The following is a 13,466-nucleotide window of genomic DNA, read 5'->3' as shown; positions in this document are numbered from 1 at the left end:
GGAAGGTGTATTTATCGATGAATATAAAAACAGAGCAAGATTTAATTCACTTAATAGAAAACGACGAATGGATGATGAATGTATTACAATTGGCAAAATCACTAGAGCTACCTGATTGGTGGATTTGCGCTGGGTTTGTCCGTTCTAAAATTTGGGATACTTTACATAACTACGAAGTAAGAACGGCTACGCCAGATGTCGATGTCATTTATTATGATCCATTACATAAAGATGAGGTGTACGAACAATCATTAGAACAGAAACTAATGAATATGGATGCTACTATCCCTTGGTCAGTAAAAAATCAAACTCGCATGCATGTAGTGAATGGAATGCCGCCATACTCTTCTTCTGTTGATGCTATTTCTAAATTTCCTGAAACAGCAACCGCTCTTGGTGTTTCTTTGGACGAACAAAACAAAGTCATATTAACATCCCCATGCGGAATAGAAGATGTACTTTCATTACAAGTGAAACCTACACCTCATTTTCTTGAAACGAAAGAACGAATACATATGTACAACAAAAGAGTTAATCAAAAGAAATGGCAAAGCAAATGGCCTAATATTACAATTACTTATCCAGAAATTTAAAATAGAGCGCTTCGCATTATACGAAGCGCTCTTTCTTTTTTAGTTCAAAAAATGAATGACTGTTTCAGCAAATCGATCAGCTTCCTCATAATGTGGTGTATGGCCACTTTCTTCGAATATGATATACTTTCCATTTAGAGCATCTCGATTGAATATTTCAATTTGCTTTTCACACGTTACTACATCATGTTTTCCTACAATTAATAACATTGGATTTTGTATATCTTTTATTTTAGATAATAATGACGTATGACATGCTCCCTCTGATTTTAATCTATCAAAATGGATTTTGGAACGATTTGAAAATACTTCCCACACTTCATCACTATATAAACTATCGTCTGTCTCATCTTCCTTATAATTGTAAATCTCCATTCTTTTTTCTTCTAATTCAGCGCTTACTCTTATATAAGCTTCTAACAACTCTTCTGAACTAGCATTATTAGATAAATAAGCAAAGCAGTCTTCTGCCACTAATTCTTTTCCATACTTTTTTAATAAAGTTCCTGTCTTTTGTAGTAAGACCCTACTTGTTAATGCAAAATCGAAAGTCGGACCTTCAAATATTATTTTCTCTATTGAATTTGGATACATCGACGCATATAACAACGCTAAATATCCACCGAAAGAATGTCCAATTACAGACCATTTCTCAATTTGTAATACTTTTCTTAGTTCTTCACAGTCTTCAATTAAATCACATAGTCCAAAAGTTTCTTCTTCGGTAATTACTTCTGACCGACAAACCCCTCTTTGATCTATCATAATTACATATAAGAAATCTTTTAATCGTTCCGCTTGATGAAATGAAAAATCATAACAGCTTTCACCTGGACCACCGTGTAAAAATAATACTGGTTTATTTTTAGGACTTCCATGTGTTTCAACGTATAGCTTTTTCCCTCTAATGTTCATATATTTCCCAACTTCAATCAAATTCTTCTTTATGATTATCACCTTCTTTTTTTACTGAATATTATAACATTTAAACTTAAATAATCCCTATTACATTTAAAAATACGATAACTATCGCAAGTGGTGCTACAAATCGAAGTAAAAATACCCAGATAGTAAATACTATCTTTCCGTAATTTCCACCTACAAAAAATTCAGCTTCTAGCACTTTCTTTTCCATCTTGAATGATACGAAAATACTAATGAATAGCGCTCCAAGCGGCATTAATATATTACTAGATAAGAAGTCTACTGCATCAAAAATATTCTTCCCAAAAATCGTAATATCACTCCATACTCCAAATGATAAGGCAGATGGTATACCTACTAAGAAAATACAGAAACCGATGACCCATGAAAGTTTAGCTCTTCTTTCTTGTTCACCATTTGCTAATGCTGAAACAACCGTCTCTAGTAGAGAAAATGCCGAGGTTAATGTGGCAAATGTAAATAGCGCAAGAAATACAGTTAAGAACAATCCTCCGAATGGAATTTGGCTAAATACAGATGGCAATACAATAAATAGTAAGCCCGGCCCCTCTGTCGGCTCCATTCCTAATGAAAATACCGCTGGAAATATAGCAAGGCCTGCAAATAAAGATACGAATAAATTCAATCCAACAATCGTAACTGCTGATTTTGGTAAACTTTCTTTTTTATTTAAATACGAACTATACGTAACCATAATCGAAATCCCTATGCTAATCGCAAAGAATGATTGGCCCATTGCGAACAAAATACTTTCTGAAGTAATCTTTGAGAAATCTGGTTGTAAGAAAAACTTCACACCTTGCATTGCATTATCCAGTGTTAATGAACGAATAATAAGGGCGACAAATAAAACGAACAATGCTGGTAGCATATATTTACTTGCTTTTTCAATTCCGTTTTGTACACCTTTTGATACAACCCATATCGTAATGAACATAAAAGCGAAATGTCCAGTAATAGCCCAAACCGGATTTCCAATTGTTTCAGTAAATAACGAACCGTAATTTTGTCCCGGAGTAATAAGTTGTCCAGTTACTCCTCTGAATAAATAAATTAGTACCCAGCCACCTACAACACTATAAAATGAAAGTAATATAAAACAAGTCCCAACCCCAAGACGCCCAATCCAGTGCCATCCTGTATTTGGTGCGATACTTTTAAATGCTCCAACTGCTTGTTTCTGTGTACTGCGTCCAATCATAAATTCAGCTATAAGTAGCGGTAATCCAATTAATACAGTAAATAATATAAAGATTAAAAAGAATGCTCCTCCCCCGCTCTTTCCAGCAATATAAGGGAACTTCCATATTGCGCCAAGTCCAATTGCTGATCCTGCTGCAGCCATTATAAAACCTAATTTCGAAGTCCATTGCTCCGTCTGTTTCATCTCATTTTCCTCCTAATAAAATCATTTTATATAAATAATTAAATTTTATAGACCAATCCGAATAAACCCTCCATTTCTATTTCCATAAAATAAAAAAATGGCTCAACGTCTCTATATAAAGAGACGCTAAGCCATTTACTTAACGCGGTACCACCCTTATTGATTCCATTATGAATCCACCTTAGTAGTAATCGTTTGATTACAAACCTAATATCGAAGGTTAACCGTTAAGATTTACTAAGAATGTGATTTCCGTTCCACCTTACTGCTCCTAGGCGAGTTCAGGATGTCATTTGACTATGTCACACCAACCCATAGCTCTCTGTACAAATACACGACCTTACTACTCCTATTCAACACATTTAAATATTTAGAATATATTTTCTTTTGAAATTAATATGAAGTATATCGGTTATATTTGTAACTGTCAAGGGATATATTAAAATTTGTTGAGAAACCTTTTTTATTTTTCGTTATCCATCATCATTATCATCACCGTGATCATTAGTACCTTCTTCTTGATTATTGTCATCTTGTTGTTGTGAAGACTCTTTTTGTTGAATAGCGTTATTTACCGCTGTAGTAGACGAATCCACCTGTTATTGGATGTACTCTTACATCAACCGTTAAAACGTACTTTACGATGACTTCAAAACATAATACACCCCTTTATGTTTCCCTCTACTATCGTCATACACTGTAAAAAGCCATTTCAGTCTATTAAATTAACACTTAATACATTTAATTATACGTGTACCAACTTATTTCTACGCTAAAACAAAAAAGCACTCGTTGCCTTTAGTTGACAATCAAGTGCTTTAAGTTCATATGTTTTTAAGTAGCATTAAATTTGTAAGTTTTATAATAACAGTATGACACCTTTTATAAGTCATAACAACTACTACGTTAATACTTACGAGTTTATACGAGTTCATTAATTTCATATACATTCCATGTGTTTATATTCATCGCCCAGTAAAATGGCATCTCGCCTAAGCTCGTACTTCTTTTTCTATTCTATCATTGCACATAATACTCTATGATGGTACAACCATCATGAAGTACTTACTTTCAAACAATTATTTCTTTTTCTAAAACACTAACCTTTATTCTGCTGAAGGATTATAATCAACCTCTACATTTTTTAGTCCTTCTATTACTTTATTTATTCTTCTCGATAAGTCTTTTATTTCTTCTAATGTTAATTCATCTCCTGCTTCTTGTGGATTAAACATGCTTAATCTCTTTGTTATACCTTCAATGCGCCCAACAAAAACTTTCTCATGGCCGATTGCAATTTCTCCAATAGCAGTATCAACAATAACATCTTCTATCTTACCTAAGTTATCAAATTCATCTGCTAGTTTTGCTATAGCATACCTATATCCCCTGTCTTCATCTAACAACTCTTCATATGTCTCCTGAATCGCATCAAATAATTCATTATACTCCCAGTCTTTCATCAGTCTTCCCCTCCAAAAAAATTAAGTTTAAGGAATAATTCTATTACCATTGTTGTGTATGACTTCTAATTCAATATTTTTATATTTAGCAGCAAACTCTGCTATGACTTTACTGCAACTGTCGCAAGTATCCAATTCTGTAAATAACTTAATTTTCCCAGTAGATTGTGTATTCTCTCCAAGCCTAGAAGCAATATCATTTAGTATTTTATACTCCGTATCTGTATTCCTTAAATAACTCTCTCCCTCTTTACCAACTGCTTCTGTAGCTTTAAACATTGGATTTTCAGGTTGTAAAGAAATATCAGGCACCTTATGCTCAAGATTTCCTTTGAGTTCATTTATGCTACTTTGAGCATAAAATTCAGATTTACTTATCCCACTGACATCCACTTCTGCAACAGCAAAATTACCAGATTTCTTATACCTACTTGTTAAATTCCCTCTTAGTTCTTTCACTCTATCAATTATATGTGCTTCTGTTACTGAATCTATTTGTCTCGTTGGATACACTTTTCCCGTACCCTTAACAACCTTACTCTCCATATACTGATAAGCCTCTTTCAGAGAATACTGTCCTCCTCCTGAGACATTTCCTACTCCAGCCATGGCGAAGCCTTTTCCCTCACCTGGGATCCATTTGTACTCCAGTAATGTTTTTACTGCGTGCTGGATCTTTTCATTCCCTTGCAAGAAGGTTGCTTTTACGGTTGTGGCACCTTTGTTCCATAGACTTCCGATTTTATCGGCAAAGCCTTTTGCTGTCGAGGCTACAAAGTTTACACCTTCTGTTACTTTGTGGCTGGCTGTTTTTATGCCATCGACAGCTGCTTTTTAGTGGATACTTTTTATTTTCTCAATCTAACAAAATATTAACTTTTTTATTATATCTTATTTCTATACTGAGACGAAAAAAGCACTTGTTGCCTTTCATAGACAATCAAGTGCTTTAAGTTCATATGTTTTTAAGTAGCATGTATTTGTAAGTTTTGTAGTAACAGTATGACACCTTTTGTATATCACGACAACTACTACGTTAAAACTTACGAGTTTGTTAGTTTTATGTCCATTTCATGTGTTTATATTAATGACTCAGTAAAATGTCATCTCGCCTAAGCTCGTACTTCGTTTTCTGTTCTATCATTGCACATAACACTCTATGATGGTACAACTATCATGGGGTATATGCTTTTTAACAGCCTATTCTTTTTCTGTCCACTTCAAAAATAAGTGCTTTTTCGTTTGCTTGTCTTATGTGCCAGTGTATATTTAACTTTAATAACATCACGAACTTTGTCATTCTCGTGTGTAAAATATACATTGAGTAGTAAGGTGACTATAATACTTATAATGTGACTATAACCAATCTCGTTTGTTTACTTATTACTGAAGACTTTTAATCTATACTAGAATATTAATCAACCATATCCACAAAATATTCAGCATCCTGATTAATTTTTCGTATAAATTTCTCCAATGAATCAGCTATTTGGGTCTCAAAAAAATATACAGGAGTTTTTTGAGGAGTATTCAAATCAAGTGTTAAATATACACCCTCGTTTACTTCATAAAAAACCAATTTATCTTCTTCCTCGTATATTCCCTCTAAATCTGGATCGAACTCGTAAATACCTTCTCTCAATGTAATATCTGCTATAGTATCTGGATCCATTATTCTATTTATTGCATCCACATTATTTCCTTTTATAAAACCATAGCCAACTTCTAAGTAAAAATTTCTAAGTTCATTAGGAAATGCAAATCCAAGTCTCTCTTCTGCCACTATAAGTTCATTTTCTTGTAATTTAAAAAACTTATGATGACTATTTTTTATAAAATCAAATGTAGCCATTAAAACTACCTCCTTGGAAATAATTTATTTGATGGTGACCCTTTACCATGAATTCCTGCCTGATGTTCATCAGGAAATTTAGCTGGATGTATATTCCACCATTCATGAGGCCCACCAAAATTATTCTCTATAATATGATGCGCATCATAGGGTTGCCCAATATCCCTTGCTACTCTACCTTTTTTATCATAAACTTCCTCAGTATATCTTGGCCATGTTTGCCCTGTTTTTTCTTCCCATTCACTTATCAATTTGTTTTTCACACTGTTAAATTTATTTCTGTGTTTTAACGTTTCCAATGGCGTCATTTTTTCATACTTATGTTCCCTTAGAGCAGCCTTTAATTGTTCTATTTGGTTTTTATGAAGCTTCAATCCTGTTCTTGACTCTACATCTCTAATATAAACTTTAGCTAAATCGTAATCAATTTTAACTGTACCCTATGTTGTAATCTTAAACCCTCACAATAAAAAAGCAAACCATGTAAAACCTTATTAAACTACTTCTTTTTCTTCCACTACCGGCAATTCATAAGCTGTTTTATATTTCATCATGCCATATACAATGTTTACAAGCCTTCTCATAATACATACCAATGCTTGTCCTTTTGTTTTTCCTTCTTTTAATTTCTTTTGGTAGTACGCATGAAACACTGGATTCCGTGGCTTCTTACTTCCTTTTGCTACTTGCACTTGCTGTACAGCTAAATTATAAAATAAAGCGTGTAACGCCCTGTTTCCTTGTTTGCTTTTATGCACCTTACCTTTCCCACCAGAACCAAAGTAAACAGGCGCAATCCCCGCAAATCGTGCTAATTTATTGGTATTTGGAAATCGTCTTATATCTCCTATCTCAGCTATTAATGCTGATGCCGTCACAAGTTCTATTCCCGGCATCGTCTCTAATTGATAATCTAGTAGATTTACTAACTGTTTTAATTCTCTTTCGATGTATTTCATTTCCTTCTTTTTAAACTCAATATCCCGTACAATACTTCTTACTAAAAAGTCTCGTGTTTCTTGATATTCCTTCATTGTATGTCCATCTTCTTTTACAAGTTTTAATATGTCGCTTGCTTTCTTTACTGAACATGTATTGTTGCTAACATCTAATAAAAAAGCTGTTAATCGCTTTATATCCGTCCCCTCCAAACAAGAGGGTGACGGATATTGCTGCCAAAATGCTAATGCTGTTTTCCCATCTACTTCTGAGAAAAACTTTTTATAGCTTGGATAATGATGGTTTAATTGAATATGTAGTTGGTTCTTTAACGCACTTTGTGCTTTTACTAATGCATTCCTTCTTGAAACCAATTGTTGTATCGACCAAAATAAATCGTTTGGATTTACATTTGGTAGTTGCTCAAATTTGTTTACCAATATGCGTGCCACACATTCCGCATCCCAACTATCATTTTTTTGTATCATCACTTGGCTCTTTCGTTCTAAAAATGATAAAGCTGGATTTACTTCTTTCACTACTTGTTCATGATCTACTAGATATTTCGCTAATGCTCTTCCATAACCACCAACATCTTCTAAACCAAATACAACTGATAAACCATCACTCACATATGTCTCTACTTCTAATAAAAACTTCGAAAATGCCGATGGTTTATTATCAAAATGTATTTCTCCTAATTTCTCTTGCCAGCAATTAATAATAACAGCCGTATGATGCTCCTTATGTAAATCTACTCCTACATACAAATAGTTCTGTCTATTCTGCATAACTCATCCCTCTATTCAATGATTTAGTCATATATAAAAACGTCGGCAACCTTAGTTCGAGCGTTCATCTTCCGATGCGCATAGGTACGCAAGCCTATCCATTTTCATAATTTCATAAGTACATATAGTAAAATGAGTGATTTTTTTAAGTACGACTATTATATAATTACTGGATGTTTCCCATTTGTTTGTATTTGCCCGTATGTATACACCCCTCGATAAAAGTTCTCTCGGTCTAACATACGTTTCACTTGTACTTTCGTAAACAGCTTTCCTTTCTCTGTACGATAGCCCTCTACATTAAGTCGTTCCGCTAATTGAGCAAGTGACCAATGCCTAAAAAAGTGTCGTAACTCAAATAGCCTACGTACAATCATTGCTTTTTCCGCATCTACTTCTAGTACTTTTTGACCTTTCTTTGCCGTGTAACCAAACATCACACCGCCACCTGCATATCCACCTTGTTCCGCTTTCTTCTTTCTGCCTCTACTTAGCTTCAATGCAATCTCGAGACGTTGATATTGGTCTAATAGCTCTAACATGCCATTTACTAAAAAGTCATTGGGATCATGTGTATATATACTGTAATTCGGTTGTTCAATTGCTTTCACATCAACCTCATGTTTCTTTAGTTCTCGTTGTATTAACACTTTTGCCATATCAGAGCGCCATAACCGAGATGTATTGAGCACAATAACTTTGCTTACTTGATGATACGTCATATCTGACAGTAATTCTTGTAAGCCTTCACGTTCAACTGTTAATCCATCTTCATCTACTGTCGCTCCGCTAATTCCTTTATCTTCGTATATGTGAAGCAGCTATAGTTTATTTTCAATGCAGTACCGTTCAATTTCTTCTACTTGATACGTTAGGCTGTATCCTTCACGTACTTGTCCTTCTGTTGAAACTCGTACATAGCCAACTACTTTCTCTTCCATATCAAACTCCCTCCCGTTACAGCGATTACAGTCCCTGTAACGTTTACCCGTTTTTTGCGGATAACGTGTGCATAACGTCCATCCGTTAAAACGTACTTTACGATGATTTCAAAAAATAATACAACCCTTTATTTTTTCCTCTACTATCGTCGTACGCTGTACATAGCCATTACAATCTATAAAAATTTAACACTTAGCGCACTTATAAAATTATAACGTGTCTACTCATTTCTATCCTAAAACGCAAAAAAGCACTTGTTGCCTTTAATTGACAATCAAGTGCTTTAAGTTCTTCTGTTTTTAAGTTGCGTAAATTTGTAAGTTTTGTAGTAACAGTATGACACCTTTTGTACATCATGACAAATACTATATTAAAACTTACGAGTTTGTACGAGTTCGTTAGTTTAATATACATTCCATGTGTTTATATTCATCACCCATTAAAATGTCATCTCGCCTAAGCTCGTACTTTATTTTCTATTCTATCATTGCTCACAGTACTCCATGATGGTACAACCATCATGAAGTATCTATTTTCAAACACCCTATTATTCTTTCTATCCACTTCACATAAACTTTATTTTTCATTCATCATTATATTTTTTAATCGTGTAATTTACTTAAAAAATCAGTAAATGTATCTGCAATATAAAATACATTTTCTCTTGCCAGTTCTTCTACTTGTGCTTCTGTTAAACCTTCTTGACGCATTAACATTTCTTTTTCGCCAGCATTCTCATGCTCCCAAAAAACTACAATTGGGTTTTCTGTATTATTTTTATAATCTAAACACATTAAATTTCCAGCTGGATCAATTGCAATAGGGAAAATCTTTTGCGGAAGCATAGGTTTGTATATTTCATACTTTTTAATAATGTACTCACTACTTTCCTCATCAAAACTAAATAAACTACCAAAGCAACGCTCTACATTGCCTACATTAAATTCTTCTAGTAATACACTCGCACCTCCATTTATTTTTACACAATCAATATAATCTTGAGGTAACTGGAAGCCTAATTGTAATCCAATTTCTTTAATCTTAGTTTCTGATACTTCTGCATCAGCATATTCCCACTCTAAATCTTTTCTCATCTAATACCCTCTCCCCATAATTTATTTCCACCAAACTGATACATTGTTTCATTTCTAGATTTTTCTACTTTCAAGCTTGCTAGTCTCGTGCGTTCAAGCTCAATATTTTTTCCGTCTCGCAATGATTGTACTAAATTTGAATGAAACATAGTTTCTCTATCTCATCTTTTTACTAATAATCCGAGGTTTGTTGTTATTTTAATCCCTTTTACAATTTTTTCTCTGCTATCATATAGCCAGTACAATCTATTAAAACAATAATAAAGATTCAACACTTAGGCACTTATAAAACTACAATGTGCCTACTCATTTCTATCCTTAAACGCAAAAAAGCACTCATTGCCTTTAGTCGACAATCAAGTGCTTTAAGTTCTTCTGTTTTTAAGTAGCATAAATTTGTAAGTTTTATATTAACAAAATGATACCTTTTGTATGTCATGAAAACTACTGTGTTAAAACTTACGAGTTTGTACGAGTTCGTTAGTTTAATATACATTCCATGTGTTTATATTCATCACCCATTAAAATGTCATATCGCCTAAGCTCGTACTTCGTATTCTCTTCTATCATTGCACATTGTACCCTATGATGGTCCAACCATCATGAAGTACGTACTTTCTAACAGCCTATTCTTTTTCTTTCCACTGCAAATATACTTTATTTTTTACTCATCTACATATATGCTTAACCTCTTAAATTATTTATTATAAACTATTCATCCCACTCCTCATATACAACTGATCCTTTATAAATTAAATTTAACTTCATCTATATCTCCATCGTACTCAAAATCATATAATCTAATAAAAGAATCATAGATTCTGCCAATTCTTCTCCATAGTGTTACAATAGGTATTATCTAAAATAAAAGAGACTACCTTTAAGTAATCTCTTGGTCTACAATGATTTATTCTTTCTATTTATTCAATCGGTCCCATAAACTGAGTAATTAAATAAATATGCTCAATCAATTTAACTTTTTGCAGATTCTCTACTTTTTCTGCCCCTCCTAATCCAAGAAGAGGAACGTAACCAAAACACTCATTATAAGTTGGTATTCCGTAATTTTGGATAGCCACTGAATAAGGATTCCATTCCATGTCTTCTTCTAAATATTCTTCTTCCTCAAGAAACCTTAAAAATAGCTCAAATTTAGAAGCAATGACTTTTGATTTCCCTTTACGATAATTTAATTGAATAATATATGATTTATCACCATATTTCTCAAGCAAAAGGATATCCCCCATACTTGTTGTAAATAATGGTATTGTATTTTGGTGTCTAATATATGTTTCTTTGACAATTTCAAAATAATCTTCAGGATTAATTAACCTAAGAAATCCATTCAAGGTCGTTCCAAATCCATACTCTTTCCAAATATCAGTTAATGATTCAGGAAGTGTATTAGAATATTTTTCAATTATACTTTCAGGGACTTTTTGTTCCAGTTTAAATTCCTTCATTATTTTTAATTTATGCAATTTTTTTCCTCCTTTAATGTGTTAACTTGACATTCAAATAAGTATTTTTTAGTTGTTCTGATGTCATGTTTTTTGCTATTTCCTCGATTTGTTTATCAACAATTTTGATTCTAGTCCGCCATTGACTACCTATAGAGAAATTAACCCTCTTATCTCCCATCCCTCCTATTATTTCAGGTCTTCCACCCGCAACCTGATCTGGATTATGAAGTGCTGCTTGAGTTTTCATCCATTCATTCGCTTGCGTCTTTGCTTCTTTAAGTGTTAATCCTTGTTCAAATAACTCATCAATTTTATCTCTTAATGCTCTTTCTCTTGCTGCCTGCTGGTATGCATTTCCTTCTATTGCCCTACCTTTATCAATAAATCGATTTCGATTTTCCCGGTATTCATGTACGGTTAATTCATTCATACCTTTTTCTTGATCCTTTAACTGTCTTGCAAATTCTTCTGAATCGAATTTTGTTTTGTAGTTAAATTTCACTTCAATTTCTTTTATTCTAGGTATATCATCTAAATGCTTGACTTCACCCGTACCCTTAACAACCTTACTCTCCATATACTGATAAGCATCATCCAGAGAATTCTTGCCTATATCTGAGACCCTTCCTACTCCAGCCATGACGAAGCCGTTTCCCTCACCTGGGATCCATTTGTACTCCAGCAATGTTTTTACTGCGTGCTGAATCTTTTCATTTCCCTGCAAGAAGGTTGTTTTTACGGTTGTGGCACCTTTGTTCCATAAGCTTCCGATTTTGTCAGCAAATCCTTTTGCTGTGGAGGCTACAAAATTTACACCCTCTTTTACTTTGTGGCTGGCTGTTTTTATGCCATCTACAGCTGCTTTTCCAGCCACCATTGTTATGCCTTCGCCTAGTCTTTTTCCTGCTTTCACAATTGTCTTCCCAAAGCTAGAAGCGACATACTTTATTCCTTTTCCAGCAAGACTCGCGACTTTTCCAACAGGAACAAAGTTTAGGAGTGTCCATCCTGCAGCGATGAGTCTTTCTTTTGTTGATAGTTCTTTTCCTGTAATAGGGTCTTTACCGGTAACTGCACGAATTGCATCATTCACTCCGATGAATTCAGCTGCTCCTTCTACTCCCTTTTCCCACCATGATTTTTCATGTTTCTTTTCTTTTTTATGGGTTTCTTTCAATTTTTCATTTTGTTTCTTTTGATATTCTTCATCTGCTTGACGAAACTTTTGAGCAATACGCCGTAATTCTTTTTCTGTAACTTGTAAGTTACGTATGTAAGATTCCATGAGTCTCATTGATCTCATATATTCCCCATAAAAATGCTGACTCGTCGCTCCTTGCCATTGCATTTGAATACTAAACATGGATTGATTGAGATTTTGTTGTATATTCTGGCTGTGTGTTTGCATCTCTGATATGTTTTTGGCAATTTGTTCGAGTTGTTCAGGTTTGACTTTAATCTCCAAACCTTCTCCCACCTTCCTCTATTTTATACCAAAAAGAAATAGAACTGCATCAATTTTTACTTATTCTCTTTAGAGAAAACATCAAAAATACTGTTATCACAAATCGCTTCAATTTCTTCCTTTACAAATAATTTTTGAAATTTTGTTCCTGGGTTCAATATGACATTTGCCTCTAAATCTATCGTTTTCAATAATTCAACTGCATTCATAGAGACATATGGGCATTCTTCTGGAATAACCATTTCTAAATGCTTTAAATCAGAATAAAGTGGTAACATTAACCCTTCTTCCATTTCAAAATAATGAATTTGCAATTGTGTATTATCAGTTGAAATCAAATTCCCTTCTTCATCTACATTTGTATCTCCCTCGACAGAAGCAACAACGTATAAATTTGATTTCTGTAACATCTCATAAAAACGAACTCTTTTTTCTTCGTTCTGTAAAGCTTCCACTAACGCCTCATCTAATGGGCAAATTTCTAGTAGACTCATTAATCTTCACTCCTTGTTGGGAATAATTTCGCCATCTT

12 protein-coding genes, 4 pseudogenes and 1 other annotated feature are annotated in these 13,466 nt (G+C 33.7%); of the genes and pseudogenes, 1 reads left to right on the top strand and 15 read right to left on the bottom strand.

From position 1 onward, the window contains the following. The first annotated feature begins 17 nt into the window (after positions 1-17). Entirely contained in the window at positions 18-593 is a 576-nt protein-coding gene (locus QCI77_RS10990; RefSeq protein ID WP_002141609.1) for a nucleotidyltransferase family protein, read from the top strand. Positions 594-632: 39 nt separating this feature from the next. On the opposite strand, the gene QCI77_RS10985 is transcribed toward QCI77_RS10990, so the two are convergent. From QCI77_RS10985 to QCI77_RS10915, 15 genes and pseudogenes are all read right to left on the bottom strand, one after another. Continuing rightward, positions 633-1,508 carry an alpha/beta fold hydrolase gene (locus QCI77_RS10985; protein WP_113768946.1) on the bottom strand — a complete coding sequence of 292 codons (876 nt, stop codon included), beginning with the start codon at positions 1,506-1,508 and terminating at the stop codon, positions 633-635. Positions 1,509-1,584: 76 nt separating this feature from the next. Then, positions 1,585-2,925, bottom strand: coding sequence for a sodium-dependent transporter (locus QCI77_RS10980; protein WP_353824918.1), 1,341 nt, complete (start codon positions 2,923-2,925; stop codon positions 1,585-1,587). Positions 2,926-3,041: 116 nt separating this feature from the next. Continuing rightward, positions 3,042-3,291 (bottom strand) — a binding site (T-box leader). Positions 3,292-3,398: 107 nt separating this feature from the next. Beyond that, positions 3,399-3,558 (bottom strand): annotated as a pseudogene (locus QCI77_RS10975) (PepSY domain-containing protein); the annotation flags it as partial. A gap of 473 nt (positions 3,559-4,031) precedes the next feature. Then, entirely contained in the window at positions 4,032-4,388 is a 357-nt protein-coding gene (locus QCI77_RS10970) for an Imm3 family immunity protein (protein WP_000656074.1), read from the bottom strand. Positions 4,389-4,415: 27 nt separating this feature from the next. Then, positions 4,416-5,222: pseudogene (locus tag QCI77_RS10965) on the bottom strand (deaminase domain-containing protein); the annotation flags it as partial. A gap of 580 nt (positions 5,223-5,802) precedes the next feature. Beyond that, positions 5,803-6,240, bottom strand: a complete 438-nt coding sequence (locus QCI77_RS10960; RefSeq protein WP_353824917.1) for an SMI1/KNR4 family protein — start codon at positions 6,238-6,240, stop codon at positions 5,803-5,805. Between the two features lie 5 nt (positions 6,241-6,245). Continuing rightward, a pseudogene (locus tag QCI77_RS10955) lies at positions 6,246-6,680 on the bottom strand (WXG100 family type VII secretion target); the annotation flags it as partial. 54 nt (positions 6,681-6,734) lie between these two features. Then, positions 6,735-7,970 (bottom strand): IS110 family RNA-guided transposase, encoded by a 1,236-nt coding sequence (locus tag QCI77_RS10950; protein WP_353824916.1) that lies wholly within the window; start codon positions 7,968-7,970, stop codon positions 6,735-6,737. 158 nt (positions 7,971-8,128) lie between these two features. Further along, positions 8,129-8,911: pseudogene (locus tag QCI77_RS10945) on the bottom strand (recombinase family protein). A gap of 603 nt (positions 8,912-9,514) precedes the next feature. After that, the gene (locus tag QCI77_RS10940) at positions 9,515-10,006 is read right to left on the bottom strand and encodes an SMI1/KNR4 family protein (RefSeq protein WP_353824915.1); all 492 of its coding nucleotides are present in this window, start codon (positions 10,004-10,006) and stop codon (positions 9,515-9,517) included. After that, entirely contained in the window at positions 10,003-10,155 is a 153-nt protein-coding gene (locus QCI77_RS10935; RefSeq protein ID WP_353825805.1) for a hypothetical protein, read from the bottom strand. The genes QCI77_RS10940 and QCI77_RS10935 overlap by 4 nt, the downstream gene beginning before the upstream one ends. Before the next feature lie 134 nt (positions 10,156-10,289). Continuing rightward, entirely contained in the window at positions 10,290-10,496 is a 207-nt protein-coding gene (locus QCI77_RS10930; RefSeq protein WP_085450497.1) for a hypothetical protein, read from the bottom strand. A 430-nt stretch (positions 10,497-10,926) separates the two neighbouring features. Then, entirely contained in the window at positions 10,927-11,469 is a 543-nt protein-coding gene (locus tag QCI77_RS10925; RefSeq protein ID WP_029948785.1) for a T6SS immunity protein Tdi1 domain-containing protein, read from the bottom strand. A gap of 31 nt (positions 11,470-11,500) precedes the next feature. Next, positions 11,501-12,934 (bottom strand): WXG100 family type VII secretion target, encoded by a 1,434-nt coding sequence (locus tag QCI77_RS10920; RefSeq protein ID WP_353824914.1) that lies wholly within the window; start codon positions 12,932-12,934, stop codon positions 11,501-11,503. A 56-nt stretch (positions 12,935-12,990) separates the two neighbouring features. Continuing rightward, positions 12,991-13,428: an SseB family protein gene (locus QCI77_RS10915; RefSeq protein ID WP_353824913.1), complete on the bottom strand. Its 438-nt coding sequence runs from the start codon at positions 13,426-13,428 to the stop codon at positions 12,991-12,993. Positions 13,429-13,466: the final 38 nt, after the last annotated feature.

Source organism: Bacillus cereus group sp. MG9 (genome assembly GCF_040459995.1).
Taxonomy (GTDB): Bacteria; Bacillota; Bacilli; order Bacillales; family Bacillaceae_G; genus Bacillus_A; species Bacillus_A mycoides.
This window is presented reverse-complemented; position numbering and strand designations above follow the sequence as displayed.